Annotated in this window: 14 protein-coding genes; 1 reads left to right on the plus strand and 13 read right to left on the minus strand. The window is 36.9% G+C overall.

Annotation, left to right across the window (positions count from 1 at the left end; genetic code table 11):
* The first annotated feature begins 141 nt into the window (after positions 1–141).
* Complete coding sequence (glmM, locus tag H5088_RS05185; protein ID WP_182752370.1) at positions 142–1,497, plus strand: phosphoglucosamine mutase; 1,356 nt, start codon at positions 142–144, stop codon at positions 1,495–1,497.
* Between the two features lie 162 nt (positions 1,498–1,659).
* Here glmM and H5088_RS05190 read toward each other — a convergent pair whose 3' ends face one another.
* From H5088_RS05190 to H5088_RS05250, 13 genes are all read right to left on the minus strand, one after another.
* The gene (locus tag H5088_RS05190; protein ID WP_182752371.1) at positions 1,660–2,814 is read right to left on the minus strand and encodes an Arm DNA-binding domain-containing protein; all 1,155 of its coding nucleotides are present in this window, start codon (positions 2,812–2,814) and stop codon (positions 1,660–1,662) included.
* A 287-nt stretch (positions 2,815–3,101) separates the two neighbouring features.
* Complete coding sequence (locus tag H5088_RS05195; RefSeq protein WP_182752372.1) at positions 3,102–4,400, minus strand: hypothetical protein; 1,299 nt, start codon at positions 4,398–4,400, stop codon at positions 3,102–3,104.
* Positions 4,397–7,192 carry a site-specific integrase gene (locus tag H5088_RS05200; RefSeq protein WP_182752373.1) on the minus strand — a complete coding sequence of 932 codons (2,796 nt, stop codon included), beginning with the start codon at positions 7,190–7,192 and terminating at the stop codon, positions 4,397–4,399. The genes H5088_RS05195 and H5088_RS05200 overlap by 4 nt, the downstream gene beginning before the upstream one ends.
* Positions 7,185–8,762 (minus strand): hypothetical protein, encoded by a 1,578-nt coding sequence (locus H5088_RS05205; RefSeq protein WP_182752374.1) that lies wholly within the window; start codon positions 8,760–8,762, stop codon positions 7,185–7,187. Before H5088_RS05205 ends, H5088_RS05200 begins: the two co-directional genes overlap by 8 nt.
* 13 nt (positions 8,763–8,775) lie before the next feature.
* Positions 8,776–9,249, minus strand: coding sequence for a hypothetical protein (locus H5088_RS05210; protein ID WP_182752375.1), 474 nt, complete (start codon positions 9,247–9,249; stop codon positions 8,776–8,778).
* Between the two features lie 1,882 nt (positions 9,250–11,131).
* Positions 11,132–11,557: a hypothetical protein gene (locus H5088_RS05215; protein WP_182752376.1), complete on the minus strand. Its 426-nt coding sequence runs from the start codon at positions 11,555–11,557 to the stop codon at positions 11,132–11,134.
* 374 nt (positions 11,558–11,931) lie between these two features.
* Positions 11,932–12,768 (minus strand): hypothetical protein, encoded by an 837-nt coding sequence (locus tag H5088_RS05220; protein ID WP_220488828.1) that lies wholly within the window; start codon positions 12,766–12,768, stop codon positions 11,932–11,934.
* Positions 12,710–13,003: a hypothetical protein gene (locus H5088_RS05225; RefSeq protein ID WP_220488829.1), complete on the minus strand. Its 294-nt coding sequence runs from the start codon at positions 13,001–13,003 to the stop codon at positions 12,710–12,712. Before H5088_RS05225 ends, H5088_RS05220 begins: the two co-directional genes overlap by 59 nt.
* A gap of 581 nt (positions 13,004–13,584) precedes the next feature.
* Positions 13,585–13,896 (minus strand): helix-turn-helix domain-containing protein, encoded by a 312-nt coding sequence (locus tag H5088_RS05230; protein WP_166421682.1) that lies wholly within the window; start codon positions 13,894–13,896, stop codon positions 13,585–13,587.
* Positions 13,897–13,968: 72 nt separating this feature from the next.
* Positions 13,969–14,304, minus strand: coding sequence for a type II toxin-antitoxin system RelE/ParE family toxin (locus H5088_RS05235; protein ID WP_166421681.1), 336 nt, complete (start codon positions 14,302–14,304; stop codon positions 13,969–13,971).
* A 441-nt stretch (positions 14,305–14,745) separates the two neighbouring features.
* Complete coding sequence (locus tag H5088_RS05240) at positions 14,746–15,189, minus strand: antitoxin Xre/MbcA/ParS toxin-binding domain-containing protein (protein WP_182752377.1); 444 nt, start codon at positions 15,187–15,189, stop codon at positions 14,746–14,748.
* 540 nt (positions 15,190–15,729) lie between these two features.
* Entirely contained in the window at positions 15,730–17,880 is a 2,151-nt protein-coding gene (locus H5088_RS05245; RefSeq protein WP_182752378.1) for a hypothetical protein, read from the minus strand.
* Positions 17,881–18,680: 800 nt separating this feature from the next.
* Positions 18,681–20,123, minus strand: coding sequence for a capsule assembly Wzi family protein (locus tag H5088_RS05250; protein ID WP_182752379.1), 1,443 nt, complete (start codon positions 20,121–20,123; stop codon positions 18,681–18,683).
* Positions 20,124–20,452: the final 329 nt, after the last annotated feature.

Consider the following 20,452-nt stretch of genomic DNA (forward strand, 5'->3'; position numbering starts at 1 on the left):
GATGTTTCAAACTATAGTTTACTAAGTTAGATAATACAATATAGAAATTATTTAGGCGCAGCTTTAAGCTGCGCTTTTTCATTTGAAAATTAGCTCTATTTTTAAGAAAATTGAACAAATTAAATACGCAAAGGAATAATTATGCCACGTAAATATTTTGGTACCGATGGAGTAAGAGGTAAGGTCGGTACTTTTCCTATTACACCTGATTTTGCAATGAAGTTAGGCTGGGCCGCGGGTACAGTCTTAGCATCGAGTGGCACAAAAGAGATTTTAATAGGTAAAGATACACGTAATAGTGGTTATATGTTTGAGTCAGCTATTGAAGCAGGGCTTTCTGCTGCGGGTGTTAATGTAGCATTTGTTGGCCCAATGCCAACGCCTGCTGTTGCTTATTTAGCATCAACTTTTAGAGCGGATGCCGGTGTTGTTATTAGCGCATCACATAATCCATATTACGATAATGGTATTAAGTTTTTTAATAACTATGGTACGAAGTTAAACGATGAGCAAGAGCTAGAAATTGAAGCTTTACTTGAGCAAGCATTAAATAATAACGCTATGCAGTGTGTTAGCTCAGAACGCTTGGGTAAAGCAAGACGCATTAACGATGCTGCTGGACGATACATTGAGTTTTGCAAAGGCATATTTGCTAAAAATTTAACACTTGAAGGTTTAAAAATTGTTGTCGATAGTGCAAATGGGGCTGCCTATCACATAGCACCAAATGTTTATGCAGAGCTGGGTGCTGATATTATTAGCATTAACGATAAACCAAACGGTTTAAACATAAATGAGCAATGTGGTGCTACACATCTAGATAGCCTTCAAGCAGCTGTACTTGAACATAAAGCAGACTTAGGTATTGCGCTTGATGGTGATGCTGACAGATTAATGCTTGTTGATGATAGTGGTGCTGTGATTGACGGTGACCAAATCCTTTATATTTTAGCTAAAGCAGCAAAGCTGCAAGGCAAAATGCAGGGTGGTGTTGTTGGTACACTGATGTCTAACCTCGGGTTAGAGCTAGCGCTTAAGGAAATGGATATACCATTCAAGCGCGCTAAAGTAGGTGATCGTTATGTTGTTGAGCAGCTTAAAAATACGGGTTGGAAACTTGGTGGTGAAGGTTCAGGCCATATTCTACACTTAGATTATGCAACCACAGGTGATGGCATTGTCGCTTCTTTATTGGTATTAACAGCGCTAATTAAGCAAAAGCAATCACTAAAAGACTATGTGGCCGGTATGCAAAAATTACCTCAAGTACTCTTAAATGTGCGTTTATCACAAAATAATGCGAATGAGATTTTAAATACTGATTCAGTGAAGCAAGCAGTAGTAGAAGCTGAAACATTATTGGCAGATACAGGCCGTGTTTTACTGCGTAAATCAGGCACTGAACCATTGATCCGTGTCATGGTCGAGTCAACTGATTCTTTAGCATCTCAAGCGCAGGCTGAGCATATTGCTACGGCAATCAAAGCGTTATTGTAAAAAAACGTACCGCTACTCGATGGTGAGTTTGCTATCTCATCATCGAGTATATATATGGATACTGTACAGCTAGATTATAACTTATTGGTTAGTCGCGGCTCTCAATTGCCTTTCTGGAAACTTTAACTTCACTAATTTTACCCACCACAGTAATTAATCTCCTCACGCAATTCCGCGTTCTACCATCATTTCACTAAACGCAAAACCATCTTGCCTTGAAGCATTCGCAACATAAGGCGCGTAAACCTCGAATAATAATCGAGTATCACTGTGTCCAAGCATATGCGAGATATACAATGGGTTTTCATGCGCGGCGATATGCAGAACAGCTGCTGTATGACGGGTCTCATAGGGTCGTCTGCGTGCCAGTCCTGCTTTCTTTAACGTCGGATACCAAAGCTTGCTACTCACAAAATGTGTATCGAGTGGATTACCATTGTGGGTAAATACAAATTCAGTATCGGCTAGGTCTTTTAAGCGATTAAATAGCGCGTATAGTGTATCGCACATTTTTAATTCACGGCGTGACTTAGGTGTTTTTACATCACACAACTCACCATTGACCCAGTTATGGCGAATTCGAATCAACCTATGGTTAAAATCTATATCTCCCCAACGCAAGCCGTGAACCTCACAGCTACGCATCCCTGTCCAAAAACGTACTTTAAAGTAATCTTTCCACTCAATAAGTGCCGCCTCTAAAAAGCATTGCACTTCATCAGCCGTTAGCGGGTTAGAATCAGCTCGCTCTTCTTTAAGTGTTTTGTATCGACGCATAGGGTAAGCAAAGTCATGCTCTTCAGCCGCTAAGCTTAAAATCGCAATAAGTGGCCACAAGATGCCATTAATGCGTTTGTTGGTAAGCTTTCGTCGGCCATTCTTTTTTATCATCGTTAGGCTTTCACGAAAGTAGTCTACGTTTGCCAGTGTGATTTCACTGACGAGTATATTACCAAATTCAGGGATCAAATAAGTTTCGAGTATATTGCGCACGACACTTTGGTAGCTATTTTTCCATTTTGCTTTTTGACGGTCAAACCATTCATTAGCGTAATCGTTAAAAAATGGATGAAGGCGATCGGGGTGTTTACTGCGTTGCAATGCTTCAAACGTCGCTACTTTTTTACTCTCAGGAAAGTAATCGCGATACTGAAACGTTTCTAAATCAATTTCTGCGTTCATTTTTTTGAGTAGGGTATTGGCTTTTTTTAAATTAGCCGGTGTTGCCATGAGCTTAGTGCCTTCACGAAAGCGTTGCCCATAAAGGTGTAAATCAAATTGAATACGTCCATTTGGACGAATGCGAATGTGAGCCATAATGGCCTCCATTAGTTGGTCGATCTATAAATAGATCTATCCCTCACCAATGGAATTCGTTAGAATTAAACCATCGGCTGGGTACGGTTAAATGCGCGCAGCCGGTACGGGGTAGAGAGGTGCCAGCCTCTTTACCCCAACTGCTTGTTTTATTAATCAGTTATGCGAATACCATACACTAAGTACAAAATCGCGCTACTGACTAGAATTTCACTCTTAAAATATAGTAAGCACTGTGCATTTGTCCAGTGTTTTTTAATGTTCATCACCTTCTACTCACATCGGAATCAAACATCAAGCTCACCCTGCCCTTTTTGCTGTAAATATTGCGTTTTATCCAAGTTTTCAAGCATAGCTACCACTTCCGATAGCTTGCTATCATCTTTTTCAATAGAAATAGTGTGGTAGGGTAACCCATTATTTTCTGAACAAAATACGCCTAGTTTAAGTTCACCATTTAAATGTTGTATCACTTGTAATTGAGTAGCGTAATCGTTGACAGAATTCTTGATTTTTACTTTGAGTAAATCTTTTGGTGAAAAACGGAACAGTGAGGAGATTGCACCTTCTTTTTTATTGTCAATTTCTTTTAGATGCAGCGGTTTAGCGAATTTATATGGACTTGTCAGAATAGCAATTACAGCCCTGTTATTGTCCAGATATAAATAGGCTTGATCCGCTTTCTTTATGGTGACATAGTTATTAACACAGTGGTTAACTTCATCTTTAAATATTTTTAAATTAAGTATCATACTTATTAAAGAAAGTGTCTCTTCTGGTTCTTTTGCATGAAACTCATCGGCACCAGCCAATGAACAGGTTATAACTCCTTCTGCTGTTTGCAGTATAAGCAACTCGCCCTGTTGAACTACACCAATCTCATCATCCTTTATAGATTTGCACAAGCTATCAAATTGATTAAAGCTTTCTTGTGTCATAACGATAGAAATAGGTAAGTTAATCTCTTTTGGTAAAAAGATTTCGCTTACTCTGCCTGCTATTTGTACTTTTATAACCTGCTTCTCTACATCTATCTCAATATACTCAAATACTTCAGATAAATTATCACCATGGTGAAGTTTTTTTATCTCATATACCATACGTTCGATGGCTGCCTTACGGATTTTTTTAGTTGGCAGTTGTTTAATATCCTCAAAGTGGGTTAAATGTTTCTCAGATGCCTCTTGGCAATCACATATACGAATGGTTATTTTATTACTTTGATTATCTTGGTTCGACTTCGCTTTATTTTTATCTGAATCAACGTGAATTAATTCTATAATCGACGTGCCTGATGACAGCGTTTTAAAGTGAAATACAATGTCTTTTTCTAATGGAAAGTAGTGTGGAAGCCGTTTAGCGAAAGCACTATCAATTGAAAATTGTGCATTTTTTAAGTGAGTAGAACGCGTACTCAGTTTAATTGTACAACCTGAAATTAAAGAGTTTTGACCTACGATTAACGTAAAGGAAAAACCTTCTTTATCTATTAATATAGTTACTAGGCTACCGACGTGGCGACGATCAATTCCATCCGTAATATCTTTAATTAAGCTGCTTTTATTGTGAGGTAGAACAATTATCATGGTTGGGCCTCATTAGATTGCAATAAATGAAAAAAATTTTGGGTATATTCGAGCACATCGGCTGAAAGGGCTACTTTGGGTGTCAAATAAATAGTTAATAGCGTTTCTCCTTTAGGTATTTTTTTTACTTCAATAGTATCGTTTTTATGAGCAAACAGTGTTTTGATTAATACTAGTTGCCGCTTAGGCTTAACTTTTCGATTAATACACAGTACAAACTTGCTGCTGAGCCATCCCCAATCTTCATGTTTAAATACGGCGTTGTACACACTGGCATTTTTAGTGTTGCAGGCAAGCGTGATCTGCAATGATTGTTTATCGTTAGAAAGTATGACGGGAGGTAAGTTTTTCAAAGCTGTGCGCTGTTTTTTACTCATCGGATTAATGTGGTGTTTACTACCGTTGGCCCAAATAAAACTGAGTGCATAGAGATCAAGCGTTTTATTATTGAACATGGCTTTAAATATGAAACCGTGTATAGAGTGTTCACTGTCATGAAGTTTTTCCCACGCTAAATTGTGATCAATTGTTAAAGGCCCTTGCTTCGTTTTAATAGCTTTACCAAATACAGCTTCTCTAAGCTCACAATCACTCAGCGTTATTGGCTTACTACGCTTTTGCATTAGAGTTTTGTTGGCGTATTCAGGACTAAGCTTAAGTAATATGCGAGAAAGATCATTAGAGTCCGGCTTTAGTCCAAGTAAATAACGCAGCTCGTTGTGTGTGTATTCGCGCTGTGTATACGGTGAATGAGTAGGGCTAATGATAGGCAGTAGCCAATCTATGTCATGCAAGTATGACCAGCGTGTAGTGCCATAATGAATATGACCAATTTGTTTACCCATTTCATCTAAAAAGGCGGCATCATTCACTTCGTTAACCTTTCGCCCCTCAAACCAATAATCATAGCGAGTAGCCACTGATTTTCTCGATAGCGCCTCTTGAGCAAGGGGGAGGTTTCCTCGTTGCTCATCAGGTGTATCATTTAAGCAGTGCAGTGTTTGCAGCATAAATAGATGTACGCCACTGTGGCGAAGGTGATGAAAATTAAGATGATTACCAAATAAACACCGTAAAGCACGTGACACAGGTAATAAATAATAAAGCTGTCGTGAATAGTACTGCTCACCTTCAAACCCCAACAAGGGCTGCTCGCAGGAGGCGCTCTCTTTTACTTCGAGTAGATGTTTAAATAACAGGTGATACCGCTTAGGAAGTGTAGTGTATACCTTACGAGTGGTATCGCTTTTAGCGTTGCCTTCAGGGGTCTTTGTTACGGTAATTGTTATAAGGCCAGTACTTGATTTAAAACGAATATCCTTAAAGCGTAATCTAAGAATTTCACCGCGGCGCAGCATAGCGTAAAAGCCGAGTAAAGTAGCTATTACACAGAATAGACTACGAAGAGGGTGATGGGTGCCATTGTCGATAAGTGTTTTTATCAAGTGGTCACATTCCTCAACGCTTAAACGTGCAGGGCTCACAGAAGGCGGTATTAGCGGGCTACTAAACAGGGATAAATCGAGCGTATCTGTTTGCTCTTGGTGCTTTAAAAATCGCAAGAAATTATAAAATGTTACCTTTACTATATCGGAATCTATTGATTCATAAACACACTTAGCCCATACATTAACCGCCTCTTCGTCAATTGCATCAACATAAGATAAAGGGAAGAGCTCAAGCCTACTTTTGAGTGAGGTATAGTTTTTAATTGATCCTAAGGCAAGATTTGCTTTTTTAACGCCCCCGTACACAATAAAATGTTTGGTATAATCAAATAACATGCGTGGTAAAATATTAGCTACATCCCATGAAGGGGGCTCTATAGCATCTAGGTTTTTTGGATCTTTGAGTAACATTTCATGAGGCCAACGCAGTTTGCTTTTTGAGCTTTTTATTGAATCAAACGACTTGGCATACCAGTCAATAGCATAAATATCATCCGCCATTATTGTGAATGAGGTAACGTCGCGGGATATACCGACGTGGCGCTCAGGACAGGCTAAATCTTTTATAAAAATAAACGGGAGTTTAAAGCGAGTGTACCAACTTATTTGAAAACGTCTTGGCCACTCACCTTGTTTAACACCTGATAATCCTTCTTCTTCTAACCATAGAGTTAAATGGTTATGTAACTTCGCCACCGTTATTTGCTCAAGGGGTTGTGCATAATAATCACGTAATAGTCGGTAGCATATTATTGGAATATGGTAATGTGTTACTTGCGGTTGATCACTACCACATCCAAAATGCGTTACAGCAAGGCGCGGATTGTGTATTTCATCTGTGATTGAATCTGTGTTATTTAAGATTGCACACACATGGGCTAATGATAAAGGCGCGATTTCAAACCCTATCATTAATGCAACAAAACAGGGTGTTAATTTCGCTCTTGTCGTAAAAAAATGCGTTTTATGTTGTTGGTAACGAGTAAATATTTGCTGTGCATGCGCAGTACCTTTTGTAAGCTCCTCAAAATATAGATGATTCGTATCCGCTATATTTAGTTTTATTTTTTCAGGCAGTTGCCATTGGCGTTCATTTCCTAAATAAAAAAGAACGCCCTCAAGTGCCTTTCGATAGACTCGTTGCTCCCCCGTTGGAATAGTATTAATTTTTTTATTTATTATATTTAGTTCGGTATCATCTAAACGAGGTGTTTGTATGCTCATCACCATTAGTAAGTTATTCAAAACCCATAAAATAGCTTTTAGAGATGTACTATGTGGCCAGGTATTTACTAAATAATCATTTATTTTATTGGTCTGCTTTTCTATAAGCTGTTTAGACATGAATAAACGCCTCCAAACCAATGCGCTGCGGTAGCATGTTTAAATAGTCCTTCATCACAGCAAAACGTCTTGGCGATAATGTGTCACTGCCGACTTGCTCCCCCAAATTTTCATGACCCATGAGACGATCAATATCGTTATCAAACAGCTTGCCTGAAAACATGTGACTATCAGCACAATGACTAAAAAAATGACGTAGTTGGTAGGGGATAACATTTGGCCATAGTTGATCCATGAACAAAGTCAGCTTATAACTCGTTAGCGCTATTGGCTTATTTTTTTCATCACATGTATACCAAAGTTCATCTAGTTCACTATGTATATTGAGTTGCGAACGAATAACTGTTTGAAGTGATAAGTAGTGCTTAATTTCTTGCTGAAAATAATCACAGAGGATGAGTTGTCTAAGGCGGCCTTTATCCTTAATGAACGCAATATCAGCTCCTGAATAATAACCTGATAAAATACTAATACCATGCGTAGGTCTTGCGCCAGTAAGGAAAATATAGAGAAATGCAATACGATAGGTTGCTTTATTATAGTAATCGCGAAGTGCTGCTTGATTGGCTAATGATGATTTTTGCCTTGGATCTTTGACATAAATACTCTCTTTGGCATCTTTAACCATTTTTTGAAGTGATTTAAAAAAACGACTCACATCTTTATCATGCAACGAACGACTGCTTCCTAACATAATTGCAGGAGTATACACTTTGCTTATTCCGTACTGCGAGGTGTCGAGTTCAGTGTGCTTTATAGTGCCTTTTTCTAATAAATACTTAGCCTTATCAGGCTCCTTTTTAATTAGGTTAAATGAAAATTCTTTCAGATAAACCACAAAGTACGAATGAATATTAGCGTTTCTTGCAGCAGTTATAAGCCTTGATAAGTAGCGGTTATGCGCCTTAAATATTTTACTGCGTATATTATCACTACTTTGTTGTTGATAATATTCCGAACTTCTATGATGAGCTTGTTGGGCCCCGATAAGCTGTGTTCTAACAATTGCACCCAATGTGTTATCTGCTTTGGCGCATTTTACAAAGTAACTTTGCAGGGTATCTTTACGTACACGGCGTAGGTGTTGTAATTTGTGAGGTGTTTTCCAAGCCGTAGACATTAACTTGAATAAGATTGTTTTGGACTTTTGAGTTAAAAAAGAACTGTCGTAGGCTTTTTTGCTAATAAACGTTTGAAAAAGCTGATTTAGATATGTGGGGATCGGCTGCCATAAGTAGACAGCTGTATTTTTGTCTATATATGGACACGCATACTCTGCCCACGATACGGTGCCGTCATGGTAGTTACGAAACGTATATTGACGACATAGGCTAGCGCCGGAAACTCGCATAAAATCAGGAATGTCACTGGGTTTATTAATGTCACGCCAGTGTCCTGTTAACCACATAAAGAGCGCGACAACCGTTATTGCAGAACGTGTTTTAACATCTACCTTTGCTAGTTTATCTAATAAAATAGCAAGCGTTGTAGTATAAGCCATTGCATCGGGATAACAGCCCCCGGAATTGCTTAAACGATTACTTCTCGCTATGTGTGTAAATATACTCATATCGACTTTTCCATTACCGAAAAATAGAAGGAGAGGTATTAGCTAAGTTTGCCAATATCGTTTTTTTAGGGGCGTGTATACCGTGTGCTTTAAAACAACCAAGTCGATGTTTAATATTTGTACTTAAATTGGTTTTTGAAAACAGCGTTAATGCACCATCATAAAGTAAGTTTGTCAGAAGAACCTGTTCAGTAACTTCTTGCGGGTAAATATGTAACCTTAAACTTAATTTCGCTTTCAACGGATGTGCTTTAAAGCGTTCGAGTATGCCGCTAGATGTAAGCGTTAAATAGCTATTATCGCCAGTATCAATAGTGACGGCTAATGGGTGCAAGTCTAATAATGACTGTACTATTTCTATGGGTAAGTCACAGATACTTTGGTTAGCTTTTAGCTGTATCACATCATTTTTTGTCAGTTCAATTAATAGCGGGTGAGTTTTTAACTCAGCCTTTAAAAGTGGGATCGATTTCTGTCTGTATTTCATAAATTCGTTTTTCCATACGTTTTAATTATTAAAGGACCACAAAGCATTCATTTCGATACCGTGGTCAATTAGTCGTGCTAATAAGACCTACATTAGTACAAGCAACAAAAGTTACTTTCTTATGAATACGGCAAGTGAACTAGCTCCATAGGTACAAGTCGAATCGTAAACATTATTTTTGATATATAAAAAAATTAGAGAACCCCAAAAAGCACGTTGTAATTTTCACTTTTTAAATGTTGTTTAATTTCAATGGGTTAAAGTTTGATTTTTTTTCAAAAAAAAAGGTTATTTTATGTTTTTTAATTTATTTTTATTTTTTAAGTGGATTTTGAGGTGATAAGTAAGGCTATTTGTGCGTTTTAATGTGGACGTTGGAAGGGAGAGTGACTGAACAAGTATTTATTTAAGGAAGACGTAGTTCGTATAACTAAAGCATATAACGATGAACGTTAGTATTGATATTCTGATTTTTAAAATACTTGCTTAACGAAAAAATATGAAGCAGAGAATGAACGCCTGTTCAGCTAATAAACTTTCAATTTTCCGCTATTTCCGCGACTTTAAGTTCTGAGTTTTATTCATAAATTTAAGATAATCTCAAAAATGAATATCTCCCCATCTAAACGAATTCAAATTATAGGTTTTTCGCAAATTAATAGATTTTTGATGAGTTCCAGAAATAGAGCACCCTATTTAACATTCTCTAAAATTTGACTTTTAAAAATGACTTTTAATTCAACTAGTTACTTTTTGTGAGGTTTTTATTGTTTTATTAATTATAAGTTTTAGATTAGGTACAAGTCGAATCGTAAACATAATTTTTTGACATATAAAAAAATTAGAGCACCCTAAAAAGCATGCTGTAATTTCAATTGGTTAAATTTTAACTTTTTTAAACAAAGATTATTTTTACGTTTTTTAATTGATTTTGTGTTTTAAGTGGGTTCTGAGGTGATAAATAAGGCTATTTATGCGTTTTAATGTTGATGCAGGAAGGGAGCGTGACTGAATAAGTATTTATTCAAGGAAGACGTAGTTCATATATATAAAACATATACCGATGTACGCTAGCATTGATGTTCTGTTCTGATTTTTAAAATAGTTGTTTAACGAAAAAATATGAAGCAGAGAATGAACGCCTGTTCAGCTAAAATAGCTCCAATCGGTACGCTTTTTCACAAGTTTTTTTTGCGAAAATTTCGCACCTTTAAGTTTCGTTATTTTTTCGCCCTTCGAGTGTGGCTGTAAGTATGTAAGTAGTACTAATAACGTATAAAAATAGCTCTCGTAAACCCCTATTTACGATAGCTATTATTATGTTTAATAAGGGTTGAGTTAACTTCTGTGCTCAATGGACTTCTAAGGTTTCACCGTTGACAGAAATTCAAAGACGCGAGAAACATTTAACAAGGTAGCTTGGGCCGTAGTCATAACAACGAATATTGCGTTCGTTGCGATTTAAATTAAGAATATATTTAGTTAATAATCTTGAAGTGGTAATGCATTTGCATTACCACTGATTGTAAGCTTAGTTTTGGGAGAGCATATGACACAAGTAGCTTTAGTTACAGAATCAACATTAACCGATCGTTTTCAAGCAACCGTACCTAATGTTGAACGCTAAGCATTGCACTTAGGTAAAAAAATAAAATTCAGTTTGAAATTCAGCCTAACGGTAATGTCATGTTTGCACGCGTGAAGTCACCTGAAAGTGAGCCTATTGTTGAATCCTTTTTAGCTTTTTATTACTAATGATATGCAAAAGCACCCTGAAAATTTCAGCTACTTACGGAGGCTATGCGAGAGTATGAAACATCGTTTAAGCGCTTACAGCAATTAATAGCAAGCGCGTTTATATGGGGTGTTGTCGTCACATAGCTTAGAACGGGAAGCTCATGGCCCACTTGTCATTTTCGTAGACAAAATCAATCGTTTTTACTGAGCCGTCATTCAATGTATATTCATACATGCATGCGCCTCCCCACTCCTTAGGCAGTCCTTCTGCTTCTATTGTTTCAGCATCGAGATAACAAGTCTTTTCATTTAAAGTCATATTCCCCGTTTTTTGTTCATGTATTTTTTGAAGCATTTTGCCAGCATTCTGTAGCTTACTCTCTGACCAGTTAGCCACTTTTCTTGTTTTTCGTCCTTTAGGATCATAAACAACCGAAAAAGCGGTTTTAACATCACCGGCTTTAGCCGCTGAATTAAAGGTATCAATGACTTGTTCAGGAGAACCATTAAATGGTGAGCAGGCTGTGAGAAGTAGTGATGAAAGCGCGAGCAGGGGGATCGTGTTTTTCATAATTCAATGTCCTTATTTGTATGTTGTTTGTATGTTAATTGTACATATTTAAGTTAGCAGCTATCTAGGTTATTTACAATTTACAGACTTAACTTTATGAAAAGTAGCCTGCTATGGGCGATGGAAGATAAATTATCGGAATATATTTTCACGGTTTTCACTTCTGATCTTAGTTACGACAGATCGTTTCAAATTATCAAGTTTAGGCATTCTTGTGCTCCATCACAAAAGTAAAGTCGTAAAAAGTCTTTATAAAGGGGTTACAGGTGAGGGGGGGGGGTAAAAGATTCTACTGCTGAGCTAGTACAGCTGAGCAGGGAAAACGATTTTTACTCTTACCTTCTATTTCCCTGTAAAGCTCATAAGTTTAAAATTTACATTTCTTTGATGTGCTGAATGACTTTGTCACGAAACTTACTGTGGCCTGATGTTGCGCGAGGATGAGCAATTCTGAAGCATGTGGCATTTGCGGCGGTAAATCTCCAATATTTCCTTGGTATAATATCCAGATTATCATAGCCGCCAAAGTTTTCTTCAAACAGTTCCCTTATAATTGGATCTATCCCAGTTAAGCCAGCTGCAAAAACTATTACATCCGGTTGTAAGTACTCAATCTGAGCTGAAAGAAGTTGTTTAGAAAGAGAGGCTATTTCGTTGAGTTCAATCTTAGGACGTGTTTTTGGGCTTTTTGTGTCGTAATCCCAAGCAAATAAGTTTGAGTAAACAATGGCTTTAGGTTGGATATTAAGATCTTTAGCTAACTTAAAAAAATATTGTTTAAAGCGACTTCTACTTTTTGTATTGACGCTTCCGTTTCTATTTAGAGGTAGATGTTTTTTGTAACGCTCAACAGCCTCACTTACAAGCGCAGATATGTTACCGTCTTTTGAAAAACTAGCTACTCGTTGTATTGTGTTCTTTGGGTGGGCTGTATTTTTGTTCCAACCAGCAGTTTCTCTGCCAATTAACATTACTTTTAAGGGCGCGTGCCAGTATTCGGCAAACGGAACGGGTAAGAATACACCTGAATATTTATCTTCGTTCAGATCAAATGCTGCTATATTTAATGTGTTGAGTATTTTTTCATACTTATTAATTAATGTTGCTGAATATGAGCTGGAAGAACTAGGGTTAGAAAGATGAGTTGAATCATCAGGTAGCCACTCTATAGCTACTTTTTTTAGTACCTGCTTTTCTAGGTAGTTTTTCATAGAGCGCTCTATACTGAATAAAATTATCCAGTAATTCAATCAAATGCAGCTTAAAGCTAGTTTGGTCGATTTTCTTAAGTACTTCATCACTGAATACCCATGAAGTGCTACTTAGGCGGTCTTCAGTATTCTCTGCATCAAAGGCTACAAGCCCGTTAATTCCAATAATATCAGCATGTTGTTGGACTAGCATAGCTAGTCGAGCGCTTTCGAAGTTTTCATCAAATTCTGTCATGTTACATCCTATTTAACAATGAAGTGATTGATGTTAATGCAGGGGGAAGGTCTGTAACGCCCTCAGCATAGCTCAATCTTAGTGGTGTAGATTAGCGTTTAATATGTTAAAAGCCAATATGTGATTTATTTCTAATCTTATATCGTAGGTTTTGGCTGGCTAATAGTATCTAAAGTATTCATTTCTAAATAAAAACACATAAAGCTATGGACATGGAAATCTAAATTAACCAAATCTTAACACCTGTGTCTTTTTGTGTTTGTGGCGCAGAAATTTAAATAACACAGTAGGAACATACTGAGTGTTACGTTCAATGTGACATTAAAAACAGTAAGATTAAATAAGTAAAAAATAAGAAATAATATGAAACGGAATGTTAATTATGTATGGGTTTTCATTTTACTTTACTTCTCACTGCATGTGGCGGAGGTATCGATGTTGCAATTTCCGCTTCACTGAATGGTATACAGTTTAAAAAAGAAAGCTCTTAATTTCTAAACACTACCCATCTAAACGTTATGCACTTTAGATTTGAATCCGCGATGTCAATTCCATGTGTATTCCCTGATTAATTATTCCAATTAGTGTGTTTTAACGGCTTCAACAGCCATTGTTAACTGATCATCTGTAAAGGATGGTTTGAAACGAAAACCAATTCTATATAAACAAGTCATTAACTTATCAATGCTGAATTTATCAATTCGGCCATTTACCAAATCGCTTACACGAGGTTGAGTTAGCCCTAATTGAACTCCTGCATCGGCTTGTGACCAATTTTTAGCATTGATAATGTCACGAATAACAATCATCAGATCTGAGCGCGTCTGTAGTTCAGAGGCTTCTGCTTTATCTTCTGTGATTGCATCAAAGATATTTGAGTATTCAAGAGTCATCTTAACAACCTTATTGTTCAAATTATAATCACTATATATTAGTGTTGATATATATTCAAGTAGTGATATGTGTCACTTAACTTCTTTTTCCATTAATTTGTATCGTTTCTTCGCAGTGTCCATTGCCTGCCTATCTACCCCGATAGTAGTTTTGGTAAGTGAGTGCAAAATAAAAACATTGTCAGCAAATTTAGCAACATAAATCGTTTTATATGCTGGTCTGCCGTTTTCTATTAGTTCAACCGCGCCAATACCTACACTGTCCTTTAAGTGCTTGAACTTGCTAAATGGCTCTTTATTTTGACAGATAGCGTTTAAATCACTTGCAAAGCGCTTTTGAATTTTATCGGGCAACGCTAGAAACTCTTTTTTTGATTGATTGTTTATGAACTTAAACTTTTTCAACATTCCTAATGTCCTGTCACTTTAATTTTTGAATACACGCTATTGATAGCGTCCGATAATTGCAGCAAGTTACCGTTGTAGTTATCTGTTACTACTTGCCTCGATGAGTAACCAAATAGACCAGCTACTTCCCCATGTTCCACATTTTTCGCAAGATGAATGACTAGCGAATCTTCAAAAATTTTCGCTGTAGCCCAATCAAGTCCAGCTTTTTTGAGCAGTGCTATTTTTTATGCCTCACATAAAGCAGTTACGTGATTAAAAACAGTTGAGAAGATAGCTTTAGATATGAAAATATGCGGCTTAAAAATGACAAATTGAGGCCTTTTCAAGCATACCCGATTGTTGTGTAGAGACGTTATAATCAGTTAGGCAACGGGTTTAATACTGAAAGACAATTACAGGGATTGTTATATTGCTTAGGGCCTATCCGATAAACGACTATTACGCTGTAAATCCATGCTGTAGCCCGCTAATAACTCTGTGTATTAATTCACGGCCACGGATACTGTTCATTATGGCTCTCGCAGGTTGATTATCAAATTGAACATTGGGTGTGTCTAACCATATATTCCAATTATCGATACTGCTGAAATATGCAATCCCAAAGTTTGATAATCGTGCCACTTCAATCGCATTCTCACTGATCTGTTTATTTAAGGGCTTATCTCTGTTACGTAACAAAGTACGCTCAGTTGTGCCCAGCGCTTTTGCTAAAGTACTCAATTCCCATTGTATTGAAGTAGAAAAAGTACGTAAACCGGCTGTTGTTAAGCCTACTTTAACTATCGCAATTTCAGCCATAGGACTTGAGTGTGTATTTAATTCTCCAAGCGTAACGGTATTGATAAAGTCATGCTTTGTACTTATGTGCTGTACCTTATTCATTAGTAGCTCACTATGATTGACAACAATTACCTTTAGCGTTCATAGCTAACTCGTAAAACCCTGAGTAAAAGAATATAGCAAGGTAATGAATAATATCCTAAATCGCATACGATTTTTGGGACACGAAATGCGTATGTCGACTTATACGCTATCAAAGCTGGAAAACATTGCTAATTAGATAAAAGAACACTATCTGTTTCTATTTTTAAGGGCGTATAAACCAGTGGCGAGAGTCACTACAGACATAGCTAAAACTAATAAAGTGGCTATTTGTATTGCGTTCATAAATTATCTCCTGACGAGCCTATTTTAACTATCATATTAAACGATAATTTTGGAAAGTTTTAGTTTTCGTAAAAACTTCATGTATCTTGTCTATTTTTTTGTGTGCAAAACGAGAGTTTTTAATCGCAAGCTAGATCACTTGCTCTTCGAGCGGGCATTTAAGGCAAAGCTGGCGCGAATTTAATGTAAAACGGTCGCTAATAGTTTTTAGCTGGATTCAAATACCGTTTGAAAGATGTTATTTAAACTAAGCAATTACACAAAATATGTGACAGGTTCTGTATTAGTTAACTCCTCAAGTAATTTTAAATTTGATAAAAACCACTCACCTATAGGTGTTCTATTATCTGACTTTTTTTTCAGTATACTTTTAACTTTACTCCATGAGACCTCTTCACCTGAGATCACATGCCTCCCTAGTTTTGATGGGAACAGACGATATGCAATATTTATTTCTCTTTGTTTTCGCCACTCATTTTCAGTTACATAAGCGTTTTCAGGGATATAATTCACAAGTATATTCAGATCCTTAATGTGATTATTTGTTTTACCAAATAAAATTAATTCGATGAATGCGGTATTTTTCAAATGGGCTAAAGCATCACTCGCTTTTTTACCTAATATTTTTCGTAATTCAGTAGGGGATAAAAAAACAAGCGTATTAAGCTTATTGGTTATTGCTATCAAATCGCCTCCTTGAATTATTTCGGCATATTGCTTAAGCTCTATTTTTCTGCTCTTTTGCTTAATTGCATCTGTATCGCCGGTAAAGTCATCCCATGTTGTAAATTCGCCATACCCTCCAGATATATGATTACCAGGATTAGCACGTACTTTTAATAATTCAAAATCAGGATCGTTTTTGTTTAAACTTTTTTTAACCTTAGCGCGTCTGCGTGTGAAATCTGTTTTCCCCTTTACATCTAAATTGTTGACTATCTGTTTTGCTTCAAAGTAACTTACTAGTAGTGGTTCGCCCCATAGTTGTTTCCAGCATTTAAGTTCAGGGTAACTATTGATAGGGCTTGCCATAAAACCATCAGGCAACAACCCATTAGTATGAGCTGCCGTATAAGCTTCTTTATTATGAAGTTCTTTTCTTGCACTAACGTATTCAATAATATTATCAAGAGGAGGGGTTTCAAAAAACCGAGAGTTCGGGACTCGTTTAAATTCAATAGCCAATGCCTTTTCTAGCTTGGTTTGGAGTTGAGGTTTTTTTCGTATCGCTTTGGCTAGATGATTGTCAAATTGCGTAAAATAACGATAGTTATTTAATTTGGCATAACTTATCAACTCTTCAACGTCTAATATCTTTAATTTAAAGAGTAACTTTTCAACATCAGTAAATAAACTAGGGGAGATACATTCAATATTTTTAATGTTTAATGATTTTAATATCTTCTTAATTTCTATTAAATAAGCTTCTAAACCATCATTTCTGAGTATTCTAGCTTCAACATTTATAAAAATATCATATGCGGACTCAGCGCACGCCTTAATCTTTAATTCTTTTTTAGCTCTTCTACGAAGGTACTTTTGAACAAACTTATCTGACAACTCAGCAACGGATAAAAGATCTTTTCGTAACATCCATAGTTCAACCATAACAACTTTACCATTAAGCATAATGGTAAAATCAGCTTTGCTCTTATAGGATTCATTTTTGAACCAAAATGGCCATTCTGGGTGAACTTTATAATCCAGCCGTAATTCATCAAGCACCTTCGCGAAGACAAGTTCAGCATAGCTTTCACATTGAATTACAGCATGTGTATGCGATTCAAAAATGAGACGTGTTGAAAAAAACTCTTTTGTTAACTGAGGCATGTAGCCTTGTTTATAGCAAAGCATCTGAGTGTACGGGTCCAACCTTTTCCATTCTGATTTGTTGAAAAAATTCTTCTTTTTAAGGTATGCGCGCCAATCATCTAAAGTATACTGCTGTAATTCTGGACGCAATCGCCGTGCACCAAGGTGTTCATTAATGAGATCTATAAGTGTTAAACCGTCCTCATTTTTTCTTCGTAACATTTCTAGGTAATGAACATTGTCGTTAGCGTGCTTGCAAACCTTTCCTTTACCTTTGTTTTTTAGCGCTAATTTTAAAAGACCAAAACGACTCATGTTTTCATAATAGGTATGCTTTGTTCTGCTTTTAGCAAAGGCTTTACGGTGAGTTGGGCACATCACTCCATATAAATCATGGCCTACTAATTTTTTTCTCCATCGATTGAAAATAACTGTCATATGAGAGTACGAATTTTCGAAAATACAGCCGCACTCAATACCATCAAGCATAGCTTCGCATTTAAACCTTTGCTTTTTAGTCGCGCCTTTCCAACTTGATATCGGTTTAGCTTTATACTTTTCGTAGAATTGATAAGCTTCAGTTCTTTTATCCATAACAATCGACGCCTCTCACAACAGTGATGTAGCACTATTTACGATATGTACAGCTTAACGCTGCAGTACTAATAATTTAGTTGCTCTTTCTCATTTTTAGCAAGAATAAAATTAAATTATCTTTTAAGGGGCGGTTTTAACTGATTTCGCCGATGAATAGGGGGAGGCCTAATATTGAATTAAAAAGTGGTCTTATGTATTTAACGAAATGCCACAAAATCACTCACAGTTCGAGCTTTTAACCCGGCCTAACATGCCCTTACTCAGCAACTATAGATACCTTTTCAGGTATACTCTTTTTAGTATTCAGGCAGATGAAATGTGTATTTTTACACATTTTTATCTCAGACTTTTGCGAGGTGAAAGTGTCTCAAAGAGCCAAATTCAGACATTTTTATGTCTCATGAAAAAAGCTAAATAGGGCGTAAAGTCTTGCTGTATAAGGGCTGTCGGGGAGGGGAGTGTATTCTTCTAATAGCGGGAACTCTTGGTTAAAAGTGCAAGCTTGCTTATATAGTGACCTTAGAAATCACTTTTTCTCAGTATTCTTGTTATCAAGTCTAAAGTAGCAAAACATATAATACTCCACGGTGTGGACATAAATGACGGGCTCTAAATACTCCATGGCATGTGGTTTTCACCCTGAGTCAAGGTATCTGGCAGTGATTAAACTTTAGGCGGGGCTTTATACCCCGCTTTTTATAAAGTTAAATTACATTAGCGCGAAGTAAATTCGCACCTACAGGGTGAATATACCGTAAGTGGTGTTTTATACCTCGCACCCTGCGCTTTATAGGCGGTTAAAAATTAGCAAATACACCTAACCTAGCAAACGTTTCCCCGTACACATCCTTACCTTGGTACAACTCAGCTCCCCAACTTTTTGCGCCCATTATTGGGTTACTCAACTTGCGTGTGTACGCTGTTTGCAATTCGTAACTCGTTTTATAGCCTTCGTTTCTATTTTCAAGCATACGAATGGTGGTATTTAGGCTTTCTATTTTACTTAATTGCCAATGCCAGTTTACGCTCATCGATTTAGCCGGGGTGTAGTCGGTGTAGTCGTGCTCATCACCCGCCCAGTGGCCAATTACATTGCCTGAGTTACGATTTCCGTCTAAGTATAAATGATTGCCATACCAACCAATCTGCCAGTTACTGTGTTCAAAACGTAGGCTATGGTTATTAGCAATAAAAGGTAAGTAGAGTCCAAAACTGTAGGCATTATTACGTGAGCCGCCCAATGTGTCTTCGAGCGCAATCTCGCCATATAACTCATAGGGAAGTGCATAAATACTGTTATTGTAAGCGAATGTTATGGAGCCAAGCTGGTCACCTAATTCATAATCATCACCTAGCTCGTTTGCATCATCTACTGTTATATTGTCTTTAGCCCCTGGAGTAAAAAAACCCTCTGCAAAGTCTTTTAACGTAACTGTTCTAGGGCCGCCTCCGTACTGCATTAAACGACTTAAGCCTATTGTTAGATTATCAGTTGCAGCAAAACTCGTGTGTAAACCAAATAAATAGGGCTTACCTGGTTCATAAACCCTATCAACTCCTGTTTGTCGACCTTCTTTTAAAATCCCACGCTGCTCTGTCATTTTACTAATAAACATATCATAGCGAATATTAAAGCTGGTGATCGGCTCTACATTGCTCAGTGTTATAGAAGGCGTTGTTTTAGCGTGTGTGCTTAATAGCATGGCACTGTCGTTAAATGGTGAGTACCAATGTTCTCGATAACCTACATCTAATTGCGCGTACTTATTACCAAGGTAAAAAAAGCTTTGTGTAGGTAATATTTCATCTTCGTTGGCAATGCCTGCAACACTTACACCAAAGTAACGCCCAAAGTTAGCATAGGCGCCACCTTCAATAATTAAGTTGGTTTTAGTCGTTTGGCCTCGTTGATTAGGTAGCGTCTTATCTTTAGTGCCTGCAGCAAGTGTGACTTTTGCAAATGTACCTGCATCGCTTTGAATATAAGGACTAAGTTGGTATGAAAGTGTTTGATATAGTTCTGGGTAAGTATGCCTTACTGTTTGCAGCACTCTGTAAATATCGTGCGCTTTATAAGGCTTGCTCATAATATGTGTGTTTTTACTTACGGCTAAAAGTCGTTGTACTTGGTGCTCAAGTTCTGGGGCTTGATTTAAAGGTAAATAAGGTGATACGCCACCTTTAGCAACAGCATTTGCACTGATTGCCATCCCGATAAACAGTGATATTTTTTTGAGCATAATTATTCCGTTAGCAAAAATTTGTTTAAGTAAAAACGTTAACGCGAGGTTAGCAATAAACGCCTCAGTAAGGAAGAAAAAAGCGATATATTAGTGGTTAGTAATTGGTGTAAATAAGTTGTAGGTGAGGTTTTATATCTCGCTTTTTATAAAATTAAATTATATGAGCGCAGTAAGTTAGAGGCTATTGATTGGTGTATATTTCAATATGTTCATCCTTCTCTTACTTATATTATTTTGCAAAAAATATTTAGTAATACATTCGATACTACATTTTAGCTAAAGTCTTTTAGCTAGAGCCTAATTTATAACTCTGGTAGAATCATTTT

It is taken from the genome of Pseudoalteromonas sp. SR43-3 (assembly GCF_014163875.1).
Taxonomy (GTDB): domain Bacteria; phylum Pseudomonadota; class Gammaproteobacteria; order Enterobacterales; family Alteromonadaceae; genus Pseudoalteromonas; species Pseudoalteromonas distincta.

Bases quoted from the DNA above. Each gene is read 5' to 3' on its own strand.
- glmM (WP_182752370.1), top strand. From the start codon at position 142: ATGCCACGTAAATATTTTGGTACCGATGGAGTAAGAGGTAAGGTCGGT.
- H5088_RS05190 (WP_182752371.1), bottom strand. From the start codon at position 2,814: ATGGCTCACATTCGCATTCGTCCAAATGGACGTATTCAATTTGATTTA.
- H5088_RS05195 (WP_182752372.1), bottom strand. From the start codon at position 4,400: ATGATAATTGTTCTACCTCACAATAAAAGCAGCTTAATTAAAGATATT.
- H5088_RS05200 (WP_182752373.1), bottom strand. From the start codon at position 7,192: ATGTCTAAACAGCTTATAGAAAAGCAGACCAATAAAATAAATGATTAT.
- H5088_RS05205 (WP_182752374.1), bottom strand. From the start codon at position 8,762: ATGAGTATATTTACACACATAGCGAGAAGTAATCGTTTAAGCAATTCC.
- H5088_RS05210 (WP_182752375.1), bottom strand. From the start codon at position 9,249: ATGAAATACAGACAGAAATCGATCCCACTTTTAAAGGCTGAGTTAAAA.
- H5088_RS05215 (WP_182752376.1), bottom strand. From the start codon at position 11,557: ATGAAAAACACGATCCCCCTGCTCGCGCTTTCATCACTACTTCTCACA.
- H5088_RS05220 (WP_220488828.1), bottom strand. From the start codon at position 12,768: ATGAAAAACTACCTAGAAAAGCAGGTACTAAAAAAAGTAGCTATAGAG.
- H5088_RS05225 (WP_220488829.1), bottom strand. From the start codon at position 13,003: ATGACAGAATTTGATGAAAACTTCGAAAGCGCTCGACTAGCTATGCTA.
- H5088_RS05230 (WP_166421682.1), bottom strand. From the start codon at position 13,896: ATGACTCTTGAATACTCAAATATCTTTGATGCAATCACAGAAGATAAA.
- H5088_RS05235 (WP_166421681.1), bottom strand. From the start codon at position 14,304: ATGTTGAAAAAGTTTAAGTTCATAAACAATCAATCAAAAAAAGAGTTT.
- H5088_RS05240 (WP_182752377.1), bottom strand. From the start codon at position 15,189: ATGAATAAGGTACAGCACATAAGTACAAAGCATGACTTTATCAATACC.
- H5088_RS05245 (WP_182752378.1), bottom strand. From the start codon at position 17,880: ATGGATAAAAGAACTGAAGCTTATCAATTCTACGAAAAGTATAAAGCT.
- H5088_RS05250 (WP_182752379.1), bottom strand. From the start codon at position 20,123: ATGCTCAAAAAAATATCACTGTTTATCGGGATGGCAATCAGTGCAAAT.